Genomic DNA, 21,350 nt, shown 5'->3' with positions numbered 1-21,350 from the left:
GGGGACATCCCCCTGCGGGCGCTCGGGCGGGGGGCACCTGGCGTTTAGGGTTCCCGTATGAAGCTCCGACTGCCCAGGCGACGCCGGGACCGCCTGCTCGCCGGCGCCGCCGCGCTCGCTGTCGTCGCGGGAGCCGGCACGTGGACGGCCGCGGCCTCGGCCACCGCCGGCGACGCGCCGGCCGTGCACCGCCAGGACGCCGTGCTGGACATGCCCGACGCCGCGATCGACACCTCGTACTTCACGGCCGGCGGTGGGGACGGCGAGGGGAGAAAACGTCCCGCTGTGCTCCTCGGCCACGGTTTCGGCGGCAGCAAGGACGATGTGCGCGCGCAGGCCGAACGGCTGGCCCGCGACGGGTACGCCGTCCTGACCTGGTCGGCGCGCGGCTTCGGCCGCTCCGGGGGCCGGATCGGGCTGAACGACCCCGAGTACGAGGTCAAGGACGTCTCCCGGCTCATCGACTGGCTCGCCACCCGGCCCGAGGTGCGGCTCGACGCGGACGGCGATCCGCGCGTCGGCGTGTCCGGCGCCTCGTACGGCGGCGCGGTCTCCCTGCTCGCCGCCGGGTACGACCGGCGGGTGGACGCGATCGCCCCGCAGATCACCTACTGGAATCTGGCGGACTCCCTCTTCCCGAACGGCGTCTTCAAGAAGCTGTGGGCGGGCCTCTTCTTCACCACCGGCTCCGCCGGCGGCATGCAGCCCGCCCAGCCGGGGCCGCAGGCGCCCGACGCACTCGCCGCCCCCGGCTGCGGGCGGTTCCAGCCCGAGCTCTGCTCCATGTACGAGCGGGTCGCGGTGGCCGGGAAGCCCGACGCCGAGGCCCGGGCGCTGCTGGAACAGCGCAGTCCGTCGGCCGTCGGTGCCCGCATCAAGGTGCCGACCCTCATCGTGCAGGGCCAGGACGACTCCCTCTTCCCGCTGGACCAGGCCGACGCCATGGCCAAGGCCATCGCGGCGAACGGCGCGCCCGTCTCCGTGGACTGGGCGGCCGGCGGGCACGACGGCGGCATGCGCGAGGCGGGCCGGACCGAGGCCCGGGTCGCCGCCTGGTTCGACCGCCACCTCAAGGGGGACGGGGGCGCGGACACCGGCCCGGCGTTCCGCGTCTCGCGCTCCGGCGGCATCGACTCCACCGACGGCCAGGTGCAGCTGCGCGGCGCGAGCGGCGACCGGTACCCCGGGCTCGCCTCCGGCCCGGAGCGGTTCGCGCTGACCGGGCGCGAGCAGAGCTTCGCCAATCCTGCGGGCGGGGCGCCCCCCGCCCTGTCCTCGCTGCCCGGCATCGGCGGGCAGCTCGCCGCCTTCGGAGCCGGGTTCTCGCTGGACTTCCCGGGGCAGAGCGCCCGCTTCGAGTCGCAGCCCCTGTCGGAGGACGTACGGATCACCGGGACGCCGACCGTCACCCTGAAGGTGAGGTCGACGGCTGCGGACGGTGCGGCCGTGCTGTTCGGCAAGGTGTACGACGTCGGACCCGACGGCCGCCAGCAGGTGCTGCCGAGTCAGCTGGTCGCCCCGGTGCGGGTGGAGGACGCCCAGCAGGGCAGGTCCGTCGAGGTCCGGCTGCCCGCGATCGACCACGCCGTCGAAGCCGGGCACCGGCTGCGGCTCGTGGTCGCGGCGACCGATCTCGGCTACGCGACCCCGGCCGCGCCCGCCACCTACACGGTTTCGGCCGAGGGCCCGCTGGCCGTCCCCGTGGCCGCGGACGTGCGGACCGCCTCGGCCGGGCTGCCCGCCTGGACGTGGTGGCTGCCGCTGGGCGCGGCTGCGCTGGCCGCGGCGCTGCTGGGGATCCGGCGGACCGGCCGGGGGCCCGCGGGCGCGCGGGGCGGCGTACCGCGGCCGGAGCCCTCGCTGGCCGACGTACCGCTGGAGATCACCGGACTGACGAAGCGGTACGCGACGTCGGAGGACCGGTACGCGGTGCGGGACCTGTCGTTCCGGGTGGAGAAGGGGCAGGTGCTGGGGCTCCTCGGGCCCAACGGCGCCGGGAAGACGACCACCTTGCGGATGCTGATGGGGCTGATCTCGCCGGACGCCGGTGAGATCCGGGTGTTCGGGCACGCGGTGCGGGCCGGGGCACCGGTGCTGTCTCGGGTCGGGGCCTTCGTGGAGGGCGCGGGATTCCTGCCGCACCTGACGGGCCGGGCGAACCTGGAGCTGTACTGGCAGGCCACCGGCCGCCCGGCCGGGGACTCGCACATGGCGGAGGCCCTGGAGATCGCGGGGCTCGGCGACGCGCTGGAGCGCGCGGTGCGCACGTACTCGCAGGGCATGCGGCAGCGCCTCGCGATCGCGCAGGCCATGCTCGGCATGCCGGACCTGCTGATCCTCGACGAGCCGACGAACGGTCTGGACCCGCCGCAGATCAGGGAGATGCGGGACGTGATGATCCGCTACGCGGCGGGCGGCCGGACGGTCATCGTCTCCAGCCACCTGCTGTCGGAGGTGGAACAGTCCTGCACGCACCTGGTGGTCATGGACCGCGGCAGGCTGGTGCAGGCGGGCGAGGTCGCGGAGATCACCGGTGGCGGCGACACCCTGCTGGTGACGCTGGCGGAGCCGGTGGACGGGACTGCCGTCGAGAAGGTGGCGGCGCTGGAGGGAGTGGGTTCCGTGGTGTCCGCGGATCACGGGCTCCTCGTACGGCTCGAAGGCGCGACGGCCGCCGGGCTGATCGCCGAACTCGTACGGCTGGAGGTGCCGGTGGCGGGAGTGGGGCCGCACCGCCGGCTGGAGGACGCGTTCCTCACCCTGATCGGAGGATCGGCATGAGCACGGTTGAGGCGGAGACGGTCCAGGAGGTGGCCCCGGGCTACCGGGCGAGCCGTACGCTGCCGCTGCGCGTGGAGGCGCTGCGGCAGTGGCGCCGGCGCCGGACGCTGGTGATGGGCGGGGTGCTGGCCGCGCTGCCCTTCATCCTGATCATCGCGTTCGCGGTGGGCGGCGGGCCCGGCAGCCGCAACGGCGGAGACGGCCGGATCACCCTCATCGACACGGCGACGGCCTCGGGCGCGAACTTCGCCGCGACCTGCCTGTTCGTCTCGGCGGGCTTCCTGCTGGTGGTGCCGGTGGCGCTGTTCTGCGGGGACACGGTGGCCTCGGAGGCGAGCTGGTCCTCGCTGCGCTATCTGCTGGCCTCGCCGGTGCCGCGGGCCCGGCTGCTGTGGAGCAAGCTGGTGGTGGCGCTCGGATTCAGCCTGGCGGCGATGGTGCTGCTGCCGGTGGTCGCGCTGGCGGCGGGCACGGCCGCGTACGGGTGGGGGCCGCTGAAGCTCCCGGCGGGCGGCGCACTGCCCGCCGGGGACACGGCGGCGCGGCTGGCGCTGGCGGTCGCCTTCGTCTTCGTGTCGCAGCTGGTGACGGCGGGGCTGGCGTTCTGGCTGTCCACGCGGACGGACGCGCCGCTGGGCGCCGTGGGCGGCGCGGTCGGGCTGACGATCGTGGGGAACGTGCTGGACGCGGTCACCGCGCTCGGGTCGTGGCGCGAGTTCCTGCCGGCGCACTGGCAGTTCGCGTGGGCGGACGCCTTGCAGCCGCAGCTGGAGTGGGGCGGGATGGTCAAGGGGGCGGTGGTGTCGGTGTCGTACGCGCTGGTGCTGTTCGCCCTCGCCTTCCGGGGGTTCTCCCGCAAGGACATCACCTCCTGAGGGAGGAGGTGACCGAGCGGAAGAACCGCCAGGCGATCCGGCCGGCGTGGAGTGCTTCGAGGAGCGCCGCCCCGTCGACGACGGCCGCCCGGGAGGTGTCCCGCGGCCCGGCCCGATCGGCCCCGCCGAGCCGGCCCTGCTGCGGCCGACCGCCTACCTGGTCGGGTCGGGGAAGCTCACCACCTCGACCCCGGGCGCGGGCAGGGTCCGGTCGGCGGCCGTCGTGCCCGCGCCCCGGAAGTCGTCGAGCAGGGCGCGGCGCGGCGGTGCACCGGTCAGGCGGCGGGGCCCGGTGCGAGGGCGTCGATCTCGGCGAGGAGCCCGGCCTCCAGCGGGCGGTCGGCGACGGCCGCGTTGGCCCGGACCTGTTCGGCCGACGTGGCTCCCGCGATGACGGAGGAGCAGCCGGGCTGGGCGGAGAGCCAGCCGATGGCGAGTTCGAGGACGCTGCGGCCGTGCTTCTCGGCCAGGGCGGCCAGCGCTTCGACCACGTCGAGCCGTTCCTCGGTGAGGTACGCGTCGCGGCCTTCCAGGCGGGAGCCGGCCGGGACGGGCGCGCCCCGGCGGATCTTCCCGGTCAGGAGCCCGTTGGCCAGCGGGAAGTACGGGAGCACGCCGACGCCGTAGTGCAGGGCGGCGGGGACGAGCTCGCGCTCGGCCGATCGTTCCAGCAGCGACCACTGGTTCTGCGCGGAGACGAAGGGCACCGAGCCGGTCTCGCGGGCGACGTGGGCGGCTTCGGCGAGCTGCCAACCGGTGAGGTTGGAGTGACCGATGTAGCGGACCTTGCCCTCGGCGACGAGTTCGGTGAGGGCGGCCAGGGTCTCGGCCATGGGGGTGGTCGGGTCGGGGCTGTGCAACTGGTAGAGGTCGATGTGGTCGGTGCCGAGGCGGCGCAGCGACTCCTCGACGGCCCGGCGGATGTAGGCGCGGCCTCCGCGGGCGCCGGCGGCGGGCCCGTACTTCATGTCCATGCCCGCGAAGCCGAACTTGGTGGCGAGGACGACCTGATCCCGGCGGCCCTTGAGGGCTTGTCCGAGGTGGCTCTCGGAGCCGCCGAGGCCGCCGTAGATGTCGGCGGTGTCGAGGAGGGTGATGCCCGCGTCGAGGGCGGCGTCGACGACGGCGCGGGTGGCCTGGGCGTCGAGCCGGCCGCCGAAGTTGTTGCAGCCGAGCCCGACGGCGGAGACCTGAAGGCCCGAACCGCCCAGGGAGAGATAGCGCATGCGTTTCCTGCCTCCGTGTCGCTGCCGTGCCTGACCGGCCGTCGGGTCAGTCTAGAAGCCCGGCCTGGCGCTCGCCCCGTCTCACGGCGGGGTGACGACCGTGGGGCGGCCGGGGCCGGGCCGGTCGCGCAGCGGCAGTCCGGTACCGGGGGCGCTCCAGTTCAAGGACGGGGAGCTCGTTGGACGCGCTGGACGCGCTCGACTCGCTGGCTTCGCTGGTCCCCGGGCCCCGGCGGGGCGGCGGGGCGGCGGGGCGGCGCGGAAGGCGAAGTACAGGGGGCCACCGCTCGTCCGTGGCGTAGCCGGCGCCCGCGGTCTCCCCGTGGCTCTCGGGCGTGAAGCGGACGAGGGCGTGGGGGCGTGCACGGGTTCCAGCAGCTGCTGCGGCTTCCGGACCGTGCCCGGACCGTGCGCACCTCACGGGCCGGTGGGAGTCATGGCCGAAGGGTGACATAACGTGCCCTCCATGAATCAGGAGCACATAGCCGGGGATGGCGAAGGCGCGAGCGCAGGCGCAGGCGCACGCAGGCGGCGGTTCCTCGCGATCGCGACGGGTGCGGCCACGGCGGCCGGGCTCGGGGCCGTGGCCGGCTGTGCGAACGGCGACGGCGGCACCGACGGGCAGGGCGGGACCCCGTCCGGCGGGACCCCGTCCCCGTCGGGGAAACCTTCGGCCGCGGGACCCGGCGCCTTCGACGTCAAGGCCGAGAACGCCCGTCCCGGCCACGCCGACTGGCCGGTCACCAGGGCCGGAGCAGCCCGGGCCATCGAGGGCTTCGCGGACCGGGTCAGCGTCCTGCCCGGCGAGTCCCTCGGCCTGCACGTGTCCACCACCGCACCCCGGTTCACCGTCTCCGCCTACCGGATGGGCTGGTACGGCGGGGCCCGGGCCCGGCTGGTGTGGCGTTCGGAGGCCCTGCCGGGGGTGCGGCAGCCCGAGCACACGGTGGATTCCGGGACGCGGATGGTCCGCACCCGGTGGACCCGTACCACCACGGTCGACACCAAGGACTGGCCCGAGGGCTGCTACCTGCTTCGGCTCGACGCGCAGGGCGGCGAGGGCCAGCGCTTCGTGCCGCTCACCGTCCGGTCGGCGGCGACGGCAGGCCGTACGGTCGTGGTCAACGCGGTCGCGACCTGGCAGGCCTACAACCGGTGGGGCGGCTACGGCAGCTACGACGGACCCGACGGCGGCTACGCGGCGCGGTCCCTCACGGTCAGCTTCGACCGGCCGTACGACTACGACGACGGCGCGGGCCTGTTCCTGGTGTACGAGGCACCGCTGATCGCGCTCGCCGAGCGGCTCGGCATACCCCTGGCCTACACGACGACCACCGACGTGGCCCGGGAGAAGCGGCTGCTGGAGGGGGCCGCGGCGGTCCTCTCGCTCGGGCACGACGAGTACTGGTCGCCCGAGCAGCGGGCCCACGTCACGGCGGCCCGCGACGCCGGTACGAACATCGCGGTCCTGGGCGCGAACTGCTGCTTCCGCCGGATCCGGCTGGAGGCCTCGGAGCTGGGCCCGGACCGCACGCTGGTCTGCTACAAGTCCTCCTACGACCAGGACCCCGGATTCAAACGGGGCCACCCGGCAACCGTGGACTTCCGCTCGGCGCCCGGCGCGGACCCGGAGAGCTCGTTGCTCGGCGTGATCTACGACGGCTATCCGGTGGACGCCCCGTACGTGGTGACGAACCCGGGCCACTGGCTGTTCGAGGGCACGGGCGCCAAGGCGGGCGACCGCTTCGAGCATCTGGTGGGGGTGGAGTACGACAAGGTGAACACCGCGTTCCCGACGCCCCGGCCACTCGAGATCCTGGCGCACTCGCCCGTGGTGTGCGAGGGCCGGCCCAGCCATCAGGACACGGCGTACTACACGGTGCCGAGCGGGGCAGGGGTCTTCGCGACCGGCACGATGCGGTGGGTGGAGGCCCTGGACGCGACGGGCGCCGGGCGCGCGGGCTCGAACCACGGCCTGGACGCGCGCTGCGGCGCGCTGACGACCCGGGTGACGGAGAACCTGCTGCGGGTGTTCGCGGCGGGGCCGGCCGGCCGGACGCACCCGGCACAGGACAACGTCAAGGCGGTGTACGGGGGTTCGTGACGGTCGGGCGGCTGGCGCCGGCCGACGGGTGGTGCCCGCTTTCACGGTGGACTCGGCCCGGAATCGGTGCCTAGGATCGTGAATGCGGCATCGCGTGTCGGTCACCGGCTGGGTGAGGCATGGAGGTGACCGCGACGTGCCTTTCGGAGGCATCCACTCATGTCAGTCGCACTGAACCACACGATCATCCACTCCCGTGACAACCGGGAGTCCGCAGAATTCCTGGCGCACATCCTCGGCCTCGAAGTCGGCGCCGAATGGGGTCCGTTCATCCCCGTGGAGACGGCCAACGGCGTCACCCTGGACTTCGCGACCGTCCCGGCCGGTTCCCTCACCGCTCAGCACTACGCGTTCCTCCTGTCCGAGGAGGAGTTCGACGCGGCCTTCGGGAAGATCCAGGCCGCGGGGGTCGCCTACTTCGCCGACCCGCACGGCAAGCACCCCGGCGAGATCAACCACAACGACGGGGGCCGCGGCGTCTACTTCACGGACCCGGCCGGGCACGGAATGGAGATCATCACCCGGCCGTACGGATACCAGGAGGACGGCGCCGCATAGGCGCGGACACACCCCGCCGCTCGGTGCTCGGGTCTCCCGGGGAGACGGCAACGCCCGGACGGGAGCGGAGCCCCCGTCCGGGCGTTCGGCACGTTGTGCCGTGTGGCAGGGGCGGCAGGATTCGAACCTGCGGCCTTCGGTTTTGGAGACCGGCGCTCTGACCAGCTGAGCTACACCCCTTCGGTGGGACCTACGATGACACGGCCCGCGCCGAAGATCCACCGAATTCTTCGAGCAACCGGGTGGAACTTCGCCGTCTTCGTCGGCACCAGCCCTCGTGGGTGGCGGGGGCCCATGGCGGGGAGGGCGGGGGGAGGAGCACGGACAGGGCGATCGGCGGACAACCTCCGGGCGTACGACGACCCGCGGTCCGCTTCGGCACGCCCTTCGGCTTCCTCGCCGTCGACCGGACCCCGCCGCCGGTTCTCACCGCGGGCCGGGTCGCCGCGCCCTATACGGTCGGCGGATGACCTCAGAGACCACCACCGCGGGCGCCGCGGGCACCTGGCAGCTCGGCGACCTGACCGTCAACCGGATCGGCTTCGGCGCGATGCGGCTGACACAGCTCGCCGACGGCTCCCCCAGCGACCGCGAGCGGGTGACCGGCGTGCTGCGCCGCGCCGTCGAGCTCGGCGTGAACCACATCGACACCGCCGCCTTCTACTTCTCCGCGTTGCGCTCCGCCAACGAACTGATCAACCGCGCGCTCGCCCCGTACGCCGACGACCTCGTCATCGCCACCAAGGTGGGGCCGGGCCGCGACCCGGCCGGGCAGTGGTGGTGGGCGGAGCCCGGCCAGCTGCGCGGGCAGGTGGAGGAGAACCTGCGTCAGCTGGGCCGGGACCACCTGGACCTGGTCAATCTGCGCGTCCCCCGCCGCGAGAGGTCCGGGTCGGTCGCCGAGCACTTCGGGGCGCTCGCCGAGCTCCGCACGGCCGGTCTGATCCGGCACCTGGGCATCTCCAACGCCCGGCCCGACCACCTCGCCGAGGCCCGGGCCATCGCACCGGTGGCGTGCGTGCAGAACCCGTACGGGATCGGCTCCCCGGCGGAGGACCACGCCTTCCTGGACGCGTGCGGGGAACAGGGCGTCGCCTTCGTCCCGTTCTTCGCGATCGCGGGCGCGGGCAAGGAGGCGGGGGTGACCGGCGAGGACGCCCCCGAGGTACGGGCCGTGGCCGAGGCCCACGGGGTCTCGGCGGCCCAGCTGCGCCTGGCGTGGACGCTGAACCGCGGGCCGCACGTCCTGGCCATCCCGGGCACGGGGAACCCGGACCACCTGGTCGAGAACATCGCCGCGGGGTCCGTGCGCTTCACCGCCGAGGAGATCGCGCTGCTCGACTCCCTGTGATCCGGCGGTGTTCGGCCGCCAGAGCCGCCGTCTGTGCGAAGGCGGGGACGCGCCCGGTGCCCCCGCGGCCGGAGACGGACAGGGAGGCGGCCGCCACGCCGTAGGCCACCGCGTCCGAGAGGCTGTCGCCGAGGGCGAGCCGGGCGGTCGTGGTGCCGGTGAGACAGTCCCCGGCCCCGGTCGCGTCGACGGGATCCGGGTTCACGGGGACGGGCTCGTACCGGACGCCCGTCCCGTCGTCCAGCAGCAGCCGGCCGGCGCCCGAGGTGACCACGACCGTGCGGGCGCCGAGCGCGCGGTAGCGGGCGGCGGCGGTGCGCGGCTCGCCGGTGTCCACGAGGGCGAGCGCGTCGGCCGGGCAGGAGGTCTTGAGCAGTCCGGTCAGCGGGGCGACGGCGGCCAGCAGTTCCCGGGCCCGGTCCCGGCCGGTCAGCCGGGGACGGAAGTTGGGGTCGTACGAGAGGTGCCCGCCGGCCCGGTGCACGAGGTGCGCGGCGGCCAGCACGGCGTCGTGGCTGCTCGGTGACAGGGCGCCGGTGACACCGCTGGTGATGAGCGCCGTGGAGGCGGTCAGCAGGTCGCACCAGGACTCGACGTGCGCGGGCGAGAGGGTGGAGCCGGCGCTCCGGGTGCGCCAGTAGACGAACTCCCGGTCGCCTTCGGTGTCGGCGCAGAGCAGGTAGGCGCCGTTGGGGCGCGGAGCGCGGCGTACGTGGGAGACGTCCACGCCGAGTTCGGCGGCGCGGCGCAGCATCGGGATGCTCAGCTCGTCGTCGCCGACCACGGCGAGCAGGGCGGTCCGGGCACCGGCCGCCGCGGCGGCGGCCGCCGCGTTCAGGGCGTCGCCGGAGTAGGAGATGCGGGCCGTGGTGCCGTCGGCGGCCTCGCGGAGGGCGGCCTCGGCATGGATCTCGACGAGCACCTCGCCGAGCACGAGGACGTCGTACCCCCCGGTCACCGCGGGTCCTGGCCCGGGGAGCCGACGCGGGACCCGCAGCACGGTCGGGCGAGCTCGGCGAACACGGCGGCCAGTTCGGCCGGGTCGGCAGGCAGGCCACCGCCGATGCCGACGGCGGCCGCGCCGGCGGCGAGCCAGTCGGGGACCTCGCCGGGCCGGATCCCGCCGGTCGGGATGATCAGGCCCTCGGGGAGGACGGCCTTGACGGAGCGGACGAACCGCGGGCCTCCGACGTGCGCCGGGAAGACCTTCGCGGCGCCCCCGGCCCGGACGGCCGCGGCGATCTCGCCGGGGGTGAACCCGCCCTCGATGAAGACGGCTTCGCGGCGCCCGGCGACCTCGCGGACCTCGGGGGCCGGATGGGGGGAGACCAGGAAGCCGGCGCCCGCGTCCAGGGCGGTCTCGGCCTGCGCGGTCGTGGTCACCGTGCCGACGCCGACGAGGGCGGGGCGGCCGTACGCGTCGGTGAGCGGGGCGGTCCGGGTGACGGCGGCGGCCCAGCCGGGGGTGGAGGTGGTCAGCTCGACCGCGCGGCAGCCCGCGGCGAGCAGGGCGGCGGTGCGGCGGACGGTCTCTTCGGCGTCGGCGTCGCGCAGCACCGGCAGCAGGCGCTGGGCGGATATCACGGCGTACGGATGGCAGGGCAGGGGACAGGACAAGGGACCCTCCCGATGCGTTCCACGTAGCGGAACGTCGTATCGTGTACCGGAACCATGTGGTCTAGACCCTACACAGAGCGGGAGTTGTCGTGTCAACGGAAGAAGCCGCGGACCACGTCCCGGAGGGCGCGCGCGGCGGCCGGACGTCCGCCGCCGGATCCGCACTGGAGAAGTCCCTGCGCATCCTGGAGGCGGTGGCGGCGCCCGGCGGGCCGCACCGCCTCTCCGAGGTGACGGCGGCGGCCGCCGTGCCCAAGTCCAGCACCTTCCGGATCCTCGCGTCCCTCGTCGACCAGGGCTTCGTACGCCAGGAGGGCGAGCGCCGCTACGGGGTGGGGCCCCGGCTTCGCGGGCTGTCCGCGCTGGTGAGCGGCGGGGAGCCGGCGAGCATCGGGCGCATCCTGGACGAACTGCGCCAGGCGGTCGGCGGACAGACGGTCCATCTGGCCCTGCACAGCGGGGAGACCCTCACCTACATCCGCAAGCTGGAGGGCGGGCAGCCCTTCCGGACGGCCTCCCGCGTCGGCATGCGCATGCCGCTGCACACGACCGCCATCGGCAAGAGCATCCTGGCCCACCTGTCCGCCGGGGAGGTGCGGGACCTGATCGCCGCCACCGGACTGCCGCCGCGGACGCCGAAGTCGGTCACCACCGCAGAGGCGCTGCACGCGCAGCTCGCGGCCGTCCGCGCCCGGGGCTTCGCGCTGGACGACGAGGAGAACGAGCCGACCATCCGCTGCGTCGGCGCCGCGGTCCTCGGACCGGACGGCCGGCCGATCGGCGGGGTCAGCGTCACCACCGTGACCTTCCTGGTCTCCCGGGAGGAGATCGAGTCGTACGCGCCTATGCTGCGCGCGGCCACACAGGCACTGGCTCCGCTGCTGTGAACGGCCACGGAGCCTGACGGAGCGGCCGGTGGCGGGCACCGTACGGGGGGATGCCATGCTGGCGGCGTTGCGCCAACCGGCCCAGGGCGACTCCTCGACCAGGCGCTACGCGCGGCCTTCCGTTCCGGAGGAGGCGGCGGCGGAAATATCTTCGGACAAGAATTCCGGATAAGCGTTATCGAGGCCCCTCTCGACGGTCTCCCATGCATTGGGCATCATCGACCGCCGGTACGGACAGGGAACATCACATGAGCACTCAGCACACGGCAGCGCTGGTGGCAGCGGCCCGCGCGGGCGATCCGCGCGCGCAGGACGACCTCGTCAGCACCCATCTGCCGCTCGTCTACAACATCGTCGGGCGGGCGTTGAACGGGTCCTGCGACGTGGACGACGTGGTCCAGGACACCATGCTGCGGGCCCTCGACGGGCTGGGCGGCCTGCGCGCGGACGAGAGCTTCCGGTCCTGGCTGGTGGCGATCGCGATGAACCGCGTACGGGCGCACTGGCAGGCCCGGCAGAGCGGCTTCGGCGAGAGCACCCTGGAGGCGGCCGGGGACGTGGCGGACCCGGGGGCCGACTTCGTCGACCTGACGGTCGTACGCCTGAACCTCGCGGGTCAGCGCCGCGAGACGGCCCGCGCCACGCGCTGGCTGGAGCCCGACGACCGGGCCCTGCTGTCGCTGTGGTGGCTCGAGTGCGCCGGGGAGCTGACCCGGGCCGAGGTGGCCTCCGCGCTGGAGCTGACCCCGCAGCACACCGCCGTACGGGTGCAGCGGATGAAGGCGCAGCTGGAATCGGCGCGCGTGGTGGAACGGGCCCTGGGCGCCCAGCCGCCGTGCGAGGAGCTGCGGACGGTCGTGGCGGGCTGGGACGGCCGGCCCTCGGCACTGTGGCGCAAGCGAATAGCCCGGCACGCGCGGGAATGCGTGCGGTGCTCCGGCCTGTGGAGCGGTCTGGTTCCGGCGGAGGGGCTGCTGGCCGGTCTGGCCCTCGTCCCCGTCTCGGCGGCCCTGCTGGCAGGGATGAGCACGTCCGGGGCGGCGGACTTCGCCCCCGCGGGCTCCGCCTTCCCCTCCGGCGCCGGAGCAGGCGTTGGGGCAGGCGCCGGGGCAGGCGTTGGGGCCGGGGCCGACTTCTCCGACACGGCGGCGGACCTCGGCCTGGACGCGACGTCGTCGGGTGGCGGGCGGGGCGCGCTGCGCAGGCGCAGGCAGAGCCGGCGCCGGGTGATCGGCGGTGCGGTGCTCGCCGCCTGTGTCGCGGGCGGCGGACTGGTGTACCTCGGCACACTCCCCGGTTCCGGCGGCGCGCAGGCGGGCGACACCCCTCCGCCGGCGCCGCTGGCCGCGCTCTCGGCTACCGAGTCCGCGCTCCCCTCGGAGTCGCCCTCGCCCTCCGCTTCCCCCTCGCCGTCCGCTTCCCCGTCCCCGTCGGTCTCCGCCTCGCCGAGCCCGTCCGCGAGCCCGACGAAGAGCCGCAGCAGTTCACCGAGCCCGCGGACCTCGGCGCCGGCCCCGGCCCCCGCCCCGCAGGGCGTCGCGGGCCAGGTCGTGGCCCTGGTCAACGCCGAGCGGGCGGCTGCCGGCTGCGGCCCGCTGAAGGAGGACCCGCAGTTGCGGGCCGCCGCCCAGGGCCATTCCGACGACATGGCGGGCCGGAACTTCTTCTCGCACACCAACCCCGACGGTGCGGACCCGGGCACCCGGACGACCTCCGCCGGGTACCGCTGGTCGACGTACGGGGAGAACATCGCGCGCGGCCAGCAGACCCCGCAGTCCGTCATGGACTCCTGGATGAAGAGCCCGGGACACCGTGCGAACATCCTCAACTGCTCCTTCAAGGACATCGGCGTCGGCATCCACCAGGGTTCGGGCGGTCCCTGGTGGACGCAGAACTTCGGAGCGCGCTGAGCCGCTCGGTTCAGGGCCGGACGCCGGGCAGCCTCCCCCGCCGATGGAGCGGGGGCGCGGCATGGAGATCCGCCCGGCGGCCCCGAAGGTGAGGGCGCGGGGCGCCGACGTTCGCTCCGCCGCGCGCTGGTCGGGGTCGGCGTCCCCCGTACGGCCAGGACGGCCGGGCGGTCAACGGCCAGGTGGTCAGGACGGCCGGGACGGCCGGGCGTTCAGGCGGCCGGGACGGCCATCGAGACGGTTTCGGCCGGCCCGGCGGGGCCGGGCGACGTGAGGACGGGCTCCGGGAGCCACGGCCCCGCGCCGGTGTCAGCGCCCGGGCGGGCGCCGCGCGTCCGGCCCGCTCGACATCGGCTGGAGCGGTTCCCCGCCTTCTCCACCCTTTGCCTCAAAATGGAGGCAGGATAGGAGCTGGAGGCAAACCGGCCGATCACAGTGGCAGGGTGACGCACGATGGCGAAGAAGGATCTCCGCCCGCACCAGCGCGAGGCCGTCGACGCCGTGGTGCGCGCGCTGGAGCTGCCCGCCGGGGGCCGGGTGCCCGCGAGTGGGCTGCGGACCCAGGTGATCATGGCCACGGGCTCGGGGAAGTCCCTCGTCGCCGTCCGCTCGGCCGAGGAACTGCGGGCCGGGCGGGTGCTGGTGCTGGTCCCCTCCCTGGATCTGCTGGTGCAGACCGTCGCGGCCTGGCGGGAGGGCGGCCGCAGCGGGCGGTCCCTGGCCGTGTGCTCGCTGCGCGGGGAGGACGCGGGCGTGCCCACGACCACCGATCCGGCCGAACTGGCCCGCTGGGGCGGCCCGTCGGTGGACCGGCTCACCGTGTTCGCCACGTACGCCTCGCTGGGCCTGGGCACCATCGAGCGCGCGCATCTCGCCGGGCTGGCGGGCTGGGACCTGATCGTGGTCGACGAGGCGCACCGCACCTCGGGCCGGATCGGCAAACCCTGGGCGGTGGTGCACGACAACGCGCGGATCCCCGCCGTGCGCCGGCTCTACCTGACGGCCACGCCCCGCGTGTGGCAGGACGGCGAGGAGACGCCCGAGGAGGGTGCGGGTCCGCGGCGGGGCGGCGAACTCGTCGCCTCCATGGAGGACGATCCGCAGGGGCCGTTCGGCGCGCGCTGCTACACGCTGTCCCTGTCCGAGGCCATCGACCGCGGCATCTGCGCGCCGTACCGGGTGGTGTGCGTGGACGTCACCGATCCGCAGTTCCGGGCGGCCGTGCTGCTGGGCCGGGACGGCCGCTCGGACGCCGTGCGCGGGGCGCGGCTGGCGGCGCTGCAGACGGCGCTGGTGAAGGCGGCCGCCCACGAGGGGTTCCGGCGCACGCTCGTGTTCCACCACCTGACCAAGGAGGCGGAAGCCTTCGCGGCCGGGCTCCCGGCGGTGGCGACGCGGCTGCGGCTCACGAGCCGCCGGCCGCAGCCGGTGTACCCCCGCACCGTCTGGGCGGACTGGCTGTGCGGGCAGCACACGGCGGCCCACCGGCGGCGGGTGCTGGGCGCGTTCGCGGACGCCCGGGTCGCCGAGAAGGCCTTCCTCGGCAGTGTCCGGGTGCTGGGCGAGGGGGTGGACACCAAGGAGTGCGACTCCGTCTACTGGGCCGACGTACGGGGTTCCATGCCCGACCTGGTGCAGGCGGTCGGGCGGGCGCTGCGGATCCGGCCCGGCGAGGGGAAGGTCGCCTCCCTGGTGGTGCCCGTACTGCTGGGACCCGAAGAGACGCCGGAGACGATGCTCACCTCGCGGGCGTACGGGGACCTCGCGCGGCTGCTGGAGGCGCTGCGGGCGCACGACTCGCGCCTGGTCGAATCCCTGGCCCAGCCGCAGACGCCGAGCCGGACGGCCGCGCCTGCCGCGTCGGCCACGGCGGCTTCCGGTCCGGGGGCCGGTGCGCAGGCGCTGCTGAGCTTCTCCACCCCCCGGGATCCGGCGCTGCTGGCCGCCTTCGTCCGGCTGCGGGTGCTGCATCCGGAGCGCGAGCACTGGCGGCGCGGCGTCGAGGCCGCCCGGATCTACGCCGCCACGGCCGGGGACCTGAAGGTGCCGTTCGGCTTCAAGGTGCCGGCGGGCGACGCGGCGTGGCCACCCGGGCTGGCCCGGTTCCCGCTGGGCCAGTGGATCGCGGACGCGCGCCGCACGTACCGCCGGGGCGCGCTCGGCCGGGAGCGGGTGGCGCGGCTCGACGAACTCGGCATGGTGTGGAGCCACTTCGACGTGGCGTTCGAGGAGGGGCTCGCGGTGGCCCGCGCCTGGGCGGCGGAGCACGGCCACCTGCTGCCGCCGGTGGACGCGACCTGGCGCGGCGCCCCGGTCGGGGTGTGGGTCAAGAACCAGCGGGCAGCGGCCCGCCGCGAGGGGCCGGGAGCCCTGTCGGCGGACCGCCGCGAGGCCCTTGAGGCGATCGACGCGTCCTGGTGTCCCGCCTGGGAGATCTCCTGGCAGCGTGCCTTCCACCTGACCCGGCTCCATCTGGACGCGGGCGGCGGGCTCCCGTCGGCGCCCGGCGAGGTGCTGGTCCAGGGCGAGGACCTGGGCGGGTGGGTCCGTACCCAGCGCCTGAACTGGGAGCGGCTGTCCTGGGCGCAGCGCTGGCTGCTGGAGCACACCCTCGGGATGACCCCGGCGACGGAGGCGGAACGTCCGCCGCCGCGCCGCAGTCACGCCGCCGCGTGGGCCGACCACCTGGAGGCGGCCCAGCGGTTCCACGCCCGCGAAGGGCACCTCAGGGTGCCCCGCACGCACGTGGAACCGGGCGGCGGCCAGGAGCTGCGGCTGGGCTCCTGGATCGCCAACCAGCGCTCCCGCGCCGCCTCCCTCACCCCGGAGCGGGTGAGGGCCCTGAACGCGCTGGACATGCGCTGGTAGGCGGAGCGGGAACCGCTTCAGTGGTGGAAGCCGGACCGGGGCGCGGCGGCGGGCACGGGCGGGGGTGCGGCTTTGAGTTGCTCCACGGCCCGGCGCAGGTCGGCGACGAGCAGGGCGATCTGGTCGCGGGTCACGCCGTGCCGGACGAGGACGCGCTGGATGACCGTGTCGTCGCGGTCGGCCGGCAGCGGGTACGAGGGCACCTGCCACCCGCGCATCCGCAGCCGGTCGGAGAGGTCGTAGAGGCTGAAGCCCGCCGCGGCCGGGTCGGTGAGCGTGTAGGAGACGGCGGGGAGGGCGCCCCGGCCGTCGTAGAGGAGGGTGAAGGGGCCCATCGCGGCGATCTCGGCCGCCAGGTACTGGGCGGTGTCGGCGCAGGCCTGCTGCACGCGGCGGTAGCCGCCGCGGCCCAGGCGCAGGAAGAGGTAGTACTGGGCGATGACCTCGCCGCCGGGGCGGGAGAAGTTGAGGGCGAAGGTGGGCATGTCGCCGCCCAGGTAGTCCACGCTGAAGACGAGGTCCGCGGGCAGCAGGTCGGCGGTGCGCCAGACGATCCAGCCGACGCCGAGGGGCGCGAGTCCGTACTTGTGGCCCGAGGTGTTGATGGAGGCGACGCGCGGGAGCCGGAAGTCCCACACCACGTCGGGGTGGAGGAAGGGGGCGACGAAGCCGCCGCTCGCACCGTCCACGTGGATGGGGACGTCCCAGCCGTGCTCCGCCTGGATCCGGTCCAGTTCGGCGGCGAGGTCGGCGACGGGCTCGTAGTCGCAGGTGTAGGTGACGCCGAGGATGGCGACGACGCCGATGGTGTTCTCGTCGACGTACGCGGCGAGCTGATGGGGCCGCAGGCCGGTGGCGCCGGGTTCCAGCGGGACCTGGCGCAGCTCGACGTCGAAGTAGCGGGCGAACTTATCCCAGCAGATCTGGACGGGGCCGCACACCAGGTTGGGCCGGTCGACGGGGAGGCCCTGGGCCTGTCGGCGGGCGCGCCAGCGCCATTTGAGGGCGAGCCCGCCGAGCATGGCGGCCTCGCTGGAGCCGGTGGTGGAGCAGCCGGTCCCGGTGGTGCCGGCGGGGGCGTGCCACAGGTCGGCCAGGATGTTGACGCAGCGGGACTCGATCTCGGCGGTCTGGGGGTACTCGTCCTTGTCGATCATGTTCTTGTCGAGGCACTCGTTCATCAGGCGGTGCACGCCGTCGTCGGACCACGTGGTGCAGAAGGTGGCCAGGTTCTGCGCGGCGTTTCCGTCCAACAGGAGTTCGTTGTGCAGGAGTTGGTAGACGACCTCGGTGGGCGAGTGGTCGTCGGGCATCCGGTACTTGGGGAGGATCTGTCCGCTCAGCGCGGACGTGAACACGTCCGAGGCGGCGTCGGGGGCGCCGGTGTCCTTCGTCTCATGGAGGGCCATATCCGGACTATAGGGGAATAGCGGACATTTTCCCCGATCTCGCGCCGCACCTTCCGGCCGACTCCGCAGTGTGACCGCCCCCATAGCGGTGCGGTCGAACCGAAAGAATTACCGACTAGTAGCATTTACACAGGAAATCCTCCTGCCTCGGCTGCCGCTGCCGCTTCGAACGGGAAGATCGCGGCATTCGTTCTATATGAAACTTATCCACTGATGTCCGGATAGCGGTCAACTGCCCCTGGCGCCCTGATAGTTCTTCGGCCATGGACAAGATCACCCGTCGGCAGGCCTTGGGCACCACTGCCGGCGCACTCACCGCCCTCGGCCTGGCGGGCGTCACCGCGCACGCGGCCGCCACCGACTCCCGGGCCGCCACCACACCCGCCGGCCCGATCGACGAGGTGTACCAGGGCCGACGCATCCGGATAACCACCGACGGCGGCGGCCACCACGGCGGCCACCACTCCCCCGGTCTGCCCACCGTGCGGATAGACGGCCGCGAGCTGCACGTGATGCGCAACGCGGACGGCACCTGGATCAGCGTGGTCAACCACTACGAGACGTACGCGGACCCGGCCTCGCTGGCCAGGGCCGCCGTACGCGAGCTCCAGGGCGCCGAGCTCGCGCCGTTCGCACCGATGGGAGGCACGGCATGACCGTCCGCAAGAACCAGGCCGCGCTCACTCCCGAGGAGAAGCGCGCCTTCACCAACGCGCTGCTCGAACTGAAGCGCACCGGCCGCTACGACCGGTTCGTCACCACCCACAACGGCTTCATCATGAGCGACACCGACTCGGGCGACCGGGTAGGGCACCGCTCGCCCTCCTTTCTTCCCTGGCACCGCCGCTTTCTGCTCGAGTTCGAAGCGGCTCTGCAGGCTGTGGACGCGAGCGTTTCGCTCCCGTACTGGGACTGGACGGCGGACCGCACCACCCGCTCCTCCCTCTGGGCCGCCGACTTCCTCGGCGGCACCGGCCGGGCCCGCGACGGGCAGGTCCTCGACGGCCCGTTCGCGTACGCGACGGGCAAGTGGAACATAGCGGTACGGGTGGACGCGCGCGCCTACCTGCGCCGGGCGCTCGGGGCCGGCGTCGCCGAACTGCCGACCAAGGCGGAGGTGGAGGCCGTACTCGCCATGCCCGTCTACGACACGGCCCCCTGGAACAGTGCCTCGAACGGCGGCTTCCGCAACAGCCTGGAGGGCTGGCGCGGCGCCAACCTGCACAACCGGGTGCACGTGTGGGTGGGCGGCCAGATGGCCACCGGCGCCTCCCCCAACGACCCGGTGTTCTGGATGCACCACGCCTACGTGGACAAGCTGTGGGCCGAGTGGCAGGCCCGTCACCCGCAGTCCGGCTACCTGCCGGCGGCCGGCACGCCGAACGTCGTCGACCTGGGTGACACGATGCGGCCGTGGAACGACGTGACCCCGGCGGACATGCTGGACCACCGGAAGTTCTACACCTTCGACACCGAGCCGGCCGCCGCCGCGAGCCAGCGGTAGTGCAGTTCGGGGCGGCCGACCTGGCCGTACCGGGGAGTGCGGTCCGCGCGACCGGTGTCCACCAGGTGTTCCAGGTACCGGCGGGCGGTGATCCGGGAGATCCCGGCCGCCTCGGCCGCACCCGCCGCGGTCAGCCCCTCGGCCGCCGCCCGCAGCAGCGCGGCGACCCGGTCCAGGGTCGGGGCGCTCAGCCCCTTCGGGAGCTCCGCCGGGCGGGGTGAGCGCAGGGCCGCCATCGCGCGGTCCACGTCGTCCTGGCCGGCGGCCTCCCCCGCCGTCGCACGGAACTCCGCGTAGCGCAGGAGCCGTTCGCGCAGGGTCGGGAAGGCGAAGGGCTTCAGCACGTACTGGACCACGCCGAGCGAGACGCTCTCGCGGACCACGGCCAGGTCACGCGCCGACGTCACCGCGATCACGTCGACGGGATGCCCGGCGGCCCGCAGCCCGCGCGCGAAGCGCAGGCCGTTCCCGTCGGGCAGGCCGAGGTCGAGCAGCAGCAGGTCGACACGGGTCCGCTCCAGGGCCCGGGTGGCCTCCGCGAGCGAGTGGACGGTGCCGACGGCGGTGAAGCCGGGGACCCGGCCCACGTAGAGAGCGTGCGCGTCGGCGGCGACGGGGTCGTCCTCGACGATCAGGACCCGTACCTCGGGCGCGGTCACGGCCGGGGCTCCGGTCGCACAGGGAGGCGTACGGTGAACTCGGCTCCCCCGTCCGGCTGCTGGGCCGCCTCGGCGGTGCCGCCGTGGCGCTGCGCCACCTGCCGCACGAGGGCCAGGCCGAGCCCGCGCCCCTCTCCCTTGCCGGACCAGCCGCGCCGGAACACGTCCACCCCTTCGGGCAGGCCCGGGCCGCTGTCGGCCACGCGCAGCAGCAGTCCGTCGGCGCCGGAGCGCACGGTGACCGCGATCCGCCCGCCGGGGACGCCGGTGAGCGCGTCCATGGCGTTGTCCACGAGATTGCCGACCATGGTGACCAGGTCCCGGGCCGGCGGAGTCCCCGCCGCGCCGTCGACGGCCGTGCTGTCGGGGGTGACGACCAGCTCGACGCCCCGCTCGTGTGCCTGGGCGGCCTTGCCGAGCAGCAGCGCCACGAGCACCGGTTCCCCGACGGCGGTGACCACCTCGTCGGTGAGTGCCTGCGCCAGTTCCAGTTCGGCGGTGGCGAACTCCACCGCCTCCTGCGCGCGGCCCAGTTCGATGAGCGAGACCACCGTGTGGAGGCGGTTCGCCGCCTCGTGGGCCTGGGAGCGCAGGGCCTGGGTGAAACCGCGTTCGTGGTCCAACTCCCCTGTCAAAACCTGGAGTTCGGTGTGGTCGCGCAGGGTGACCACGGTGCCCCGGCGGCCGCCGCCCGCAACGGGCGAGCTGTTGACGACGAGTACCCGGTCGGCGGTCAGGTGCACCTCGTCCACCCGGGGCCGGTCGGCGAGCAGGGCGCCGGTGAGCGGCGCGGGCAGCCCGAGGTCCGCGACTCCGGTGCCCGTCATCGCGTCCCGCAGGCCCAGCAGCTCCCGCCCGGCGTCGTTGATCAGGGTGATCCTGCGCTGGCCGTCGAGCATCAGCAGCCCCTCGCGCACCCCGTGCAGGGCCGCCTGGTGGTAGTCGTACATCCGGCTGAGCTCGGCCGCGTTCATCCCGTGGGTGTGGCGGCGCAACCGGGCATTGACGATGTACGTGCCCGCCCCGCCGAGTGCGAGGGCCGCGGCGGCGACCCAGCCGAGCGCGGTGAGCTGGGAGGCGAGCCGCGCGCTGATCGCACGGACGGTGATCCCCGCGCTGACCATGCCGACGACGCGGCCGTCGTCGGTGAGGGGGGTGACGACGCGGATCGAGGGGCCGAGGGTGCCCGTGTAGGTCTCGCTGAACGTCTCGCCGCGCAGGGCGGGGGCCGTGTTGCCCATGAAGCGCTCGCCGATCCGGCGCGGGTCGGGGTGGGTCCAGCGCCGCCCGGCCGGATCCATGATCGTCACGAAGCCGACCCCCGAGTCGACCCGGACCCGCTCCGCGTACGGCTGGAGCCGGGTCGTGGGATCGATGCCGCGCCCGGCCTCCCGTACGGCCTCCTGGACCGACGGGGAGTCCGCGACCGCGCGGGCCACGGCTCCGGCCTGGCGCCGGGCGGCGTCCTCGGCCTGGCCGCGCGCGGTGGCGTACGCGAAGACGGCGCATCCGGCGACGACGACGGCGACCAGCAGCACCTGCATGGCGAAGAGCTGGCCGGCGAGGCTGCGCGGCGGCCGGGGCAAACGGAACATGGCGCT

The 21,350-nt window shown here is 74.3% G+C and carries 16 protein-coding genes and 1 tRNA gene; 10 read left to right on the top strand and 7 right to left on the bottom strand.

What is annotated here, in order from left to right; translation table 11 throughout:
* Positions 1–57: 57 nt before the first annotated feature.
* Together ACFCZ1_RS07785 and ACFCZ1_RS07780 are read left to right on the top strand one after the other, a co-directional pair.
* Positions 58–2,781 carry an alpha/beta fold hydrolase gene (locus ACFCZ1_RS07785; protein WP_376677495.1) on the top strand — a complete coding sequence of 908 codons (2,724 nt, stop codon included), beginning with the start codon at positions 58–60 and terminating at the stop codon, positions 2,779–2,781.
* Entirely contained in the window at positions 2,778–3,656 is an 879-nt protein-coding gene (locus ACFCZ1_RS07780; protein WP_376677494.1) for an ABC transporter permease, read from the top strand. Before ACFCZ1_RS07785 ends, ACFCZ1_RS07780 begins: the two co-directional genes overlap by 4 nt.
* Before the next feature lie 275 nt (positions 3,657–3,931).
* Here the strand turns inward: ACFCZ1_RS07780 and ACFCZ1_RS07775 are convergent, their stop codons facing one another.
* Positions 3,932–4,882: an aldo/keto reductase gene (locus ACFCZ1_RS07775; protein ID WP_376677493.1), complete on the bottom strand. Its 951-nt coding sequence runs from the start codon at positions 4,880–4,882 to the stop codon at positions 3,932–3,934.
* Positions 4,883–5,348: 466 nt separating this feature from the next.
* Here ACFCZ1_RS07775 and ACFCZ1_RS07770 point away from each other — a divergent pair, with 466 nt between their 5' ends.
* Positions 5,349–6,986 (top strand): N,N-dimethylformamidase beta subunit family domain-containing protein, encoded by a 1,638-nt coding sequence (locus ACFCZ1_RS07770; protein WP_376677492.1) that lies wholly within the window; start codon positions 5,349–5,351, stop codon positions 6,984–6,986.
* 159 nt (positions 6,987–7,145) lie between these two features.
* Positions 7,146–7,544 carry a VOC family protein gene (locus ACFCZ1_RS07765; RefSeq protein ID WP_376677491.1) on the top strand — a complete coding sequence of 133 codons (399 nt, stop codon included), beginning with the start codon at positions 7,146–7,148 and terminating at the stop codon, positions 7,542–7,544.
* 103 nt (positions 7,545–7,647) lie between these two features.
* Here ACFCZ1_RS07765 and ACFCZ1_RS07760 read toward each other — a convergent pair.
* Positions 7,648–7,724: transfer RNA gene (locus ACFCZ1_RS07760), tRNA-Trp, on the bottom strand.
* Between the two features lie 286 nt (positions 7,725–8,010).
* Between ACFCZ1_RS07760 and ACFCZ1_RS07755 the strand changes: the two genes are divergently transcribed.
* Positions 8,011–8,895, top strand: coding sequence for an aldo/keto reductase (locus tag ACFCZ1_RS07755; RefSeq protein ID WP_376677490.1), 885 nt, complete (start codon positions 8,011–8,013; stop codon positions 8,893–8,895).
* Here ACFCZ1_RS07755 and ACFCZ1_RS07750 read toward each other — a convergent pair.
* Positions 8,858–9,853: a PfkB family carbohydrate kinase gene (locus ACFCZ1_RS07750; protein WP_376677489.1), complete on the bottom strand. Its 996-nt coding sequence runs from the start codon at positions 9,851–9,853 to the stop codon at positions 8,858–8,860. The genes ACFCZ1_RS07755 and ACFCZ1_RS07750 overlap by 38 nt on opposite strands.
* Complete coding sequence (locus tag ACFCZ1_RS07745; protein ID WP_376677488.1) at positions 9,850–10,512, bottom strand: bifunctional 4-hydroxy-2-oxoglutarate aldolase/2-dehydro-3-deoxy-phosphogluconate aldolase; 663 nt, start codon at positions 10,510–10,512, stop codon at positions 9,850–9,852. The genes ACFCZ1_RS07750 and ACFCZ1_RS07745 overlap by 4 nt, the downstream gene beginning before the upstream one ends.
* A gap of 89 nt (positions 10,513–10,601) precedes the next feature.
* On the opposite strand from ACFCZ1_RS07745, the gene ACFCZ1_RS07740 reads away from it, so the two are divergent.
* From ACFCZ1_RS07740 to ACFCZ1_RS07730, 3 genes are all read left to right on the top strand, one after another.
* Positions 10,602–11,399, top strand: coding sequence for an IclR family transcriptional regulator (locus tag ACFCZ1_RS07740; protein WP_376677487.1), 798 nt, complete (start codon positions 10,602–10,604; stop codon positions 11,397–11,399).
* A gap of 248 nt (positions 11,400–11,647) precedes the next feature.
* Positions 11,648–13,309 carry a sigma-70 family RNA polymerase sigma factor gene (locus ACFCZ1_RS07735; protein WP_376677486.1) on the top strand — a complete coding sequence of 554 codons (1,662 nt, stop codon included), beginning with the start codon at positions 11,648–11,650 and terminating at the stop codon, positions 13,307–13,309.
* Between the two features lie 453 nt (positions 13,310–13,762).
* Entirely contained in the window at positions 13,763–16,177 is a 2,415-nt protein-coding gene (locus ACFCZ1_RS07730) for a Helicase associated domain protein (protein WP_376677485.1), read from the top strand.
* 17 nt (positions 16,178–16,194) lie between these two features.
* Here ACFCZ1_RS07730 and ACFCZ1_RS07725 read toward each other — a convergent pair whose 3' ends face one another.
* On the bottom strand, positions 16,195–17,586 hold the full coding sequence (locus ACFCZ1_RS07725) for a glutamate decarboxylase (RefSeq protein ID WP_376677484.1): 1,392 nt from the start codon (positions 17,584–17,586) through the stop codon (positions 16,195–16,197).
* A gap of 263 nt (positions 17,587–17,849) precedes the next feature.
* Here ACFCZ1_RS07725 and ACFCZ1_RS07720 point away from each other — a divergent pair, with 263 nt between their 5' ends.
* The gene (locus tag ACFCZ1_RS07720) at positions 17,850–18,242 is read left to right on the top strand and encodes a tyrosinase cofactor (protein WP_376677483.1); all 393 of its coding nucleotides are present in this window, start codon (positions 17,850–17,852) and stop codon (positions 18,240–18,242) included.
* Positions 18,239–19,090 (top strand): tyrosinase family protein, encoded by an 852-nt coding sequence (locus ACFCZ1_RS07715; protein ID WP_376677482.1) that lies wholly within the window; start codon positions 18,239–18,241, stop codon positions 19,088–19,090. The genes ACFCZ1_RS07720 and ACFCZ1_RS07715 overlap by 4 nt, the downstream gene beginning before the upstream one ends.
* Here the strand turns inward: ACFCZ1_RS07715 and ACFCZ1_RS07710 are convergent.
* Together ACFCZ1_RS07710 and ACFCZ1_RS07705 are read right to left on the bottom strand one after the other, a co-directional pair.
* Complete coding sequence (locus tag ACFCZ1_RS07710) at positions 19,045–19,749, bottom strand: response regulator (protein ID WP_376677481.1); 705 nt, start codon at positions 19,747–19,749, stop codon at positions 19,045–19,047. The genes ACFCZ1_RS07715 and ACFCZ1_RS07710 overlap by 46 nt on opposite strands.
* The gene (locus ACFCZ1_RS07705; RefSeq protein ID WP_376677480.1) at positions 19,746–21,344 is read right to left on the bottom strand and encodes an ATP-binding protein; all 1,599 of its coding nucleotides are present in this window, start codon (positions 21,342–21,344) and stop codon (positions 19,746–19,748) included. The genes ACFCZ1_RS07710 and ACFCZ1_RS07705 overlap by 4 nt, the downstream gene beginning before the upstream one ends.
* Positions 21,345–21,350 lie beyond the last annotated feature (6 nt).

It is taken from the genome of Streptomyces sp. NPDC056224 (assembly GCF_042267665.1).
Taxonomy (GTDB): domain Bacteria; phylum Actinomycetota; class Actinomycetes; order Streptomycetales; family Streptomycetaceae; genus Streptomyces.
Note: the sequence above shows the minus strand (reverse complement) of the source record. Positions and strands in the feature narration are given on the sequence as shown.

Excerpts from the sequence above, each read along its gene's own strand:
- ACFCZ1_RS07785 (WP_376677495.1), top strand. The coding sequence starts at position 58 with ATGAAGCTCCGACTGCCCAGGCGACGCCGGGACCGCCTGCTCGCCGGC.
- ACFCZ1_RS07780 (WP_376677494.1), top strand. The coding sequence starts at position 2,778 with ATGAGCACGGTTGAGGCGGAGACGGTCCAGGAGGTGGCCCCGGGCTAC.
- ACFCZ1_RS07775 (WP_376677493.1), bottom strand. The coding sequence starts at position 4,882 with ATGCGCTATCTCTCCCTGGGCGGTTCGGGCCTTCAGGTCTCCGCCGTC.
- ACFCZ1_RS07770 (WP_376677492.1), top strand. The coding sequence starts at position 5,349 with ATGAATCAGGAGCACATAGCCGGGGATGGCGAAGGCGCGAGCGCAGGC.
- ACFCZ1_RS07765 (WP_376677491.1), top strand. The coding sequence starts at position 7,146 with ATGTCAGTCGCACTGAACCACACGATCATCCACTCCCGTGACAACCGG.
- ACFCZ1_RS07755 (WP_376677490.1), top strand. The coding sequence starts at position 8,011 with ATGACCTCAGAGACCACCACCGCGGGCGCCGCGGGCACCTGGCAGCTC.
- ACFCZ1_RS07735 (WP_376677486.1), top strand. The coding sequence starts at position 11,648 with ATGAGCACTCAGCACACGGCAGCGCTGGTGGCAGCGGCCCGCGCGGGC.
- ACFCZ1_RS07730 (WP_376677485.1), top strand. The coding sequence starts at position 13,763 with ATGGCGAAGAAGGATCTCCGCCCGCACCAGCGCGAGGCCGTCGACGCC.
- ACFCZ1_RS07725 (WP_376677484.1), bottom strand. The coding sequence starts at position 17,586 with ATGGCCCTCCATGAGACGAAGGACACCGGCGCCCCCGACGCCGCCTCG.
- ACFCZ1_RS07720 (WP_376677483.1), top strand. The coding sequence starts at position 17,850 with ATGGACAAGATCACCCGTCGGCAGGCCTTGGGCACCACTGCCGGCGCA.
- ACFCZ1_RS07715 (WP_376677482.1), top strand. The coding sequence starts at position 18,239 with ATGACCGTCCGCAAGAACCAGGCCGCGCTCACTCCCGAGGAGAAGCGC.
- ACFCZ1_RS07705 (WP_376677480.1), bottom strand. The coding sequence starts at position 21,344 with ATGTTCCGTTTGCCCCGGCCGCCGCGCAGCCTCGCCGGCCAGCTCTTC.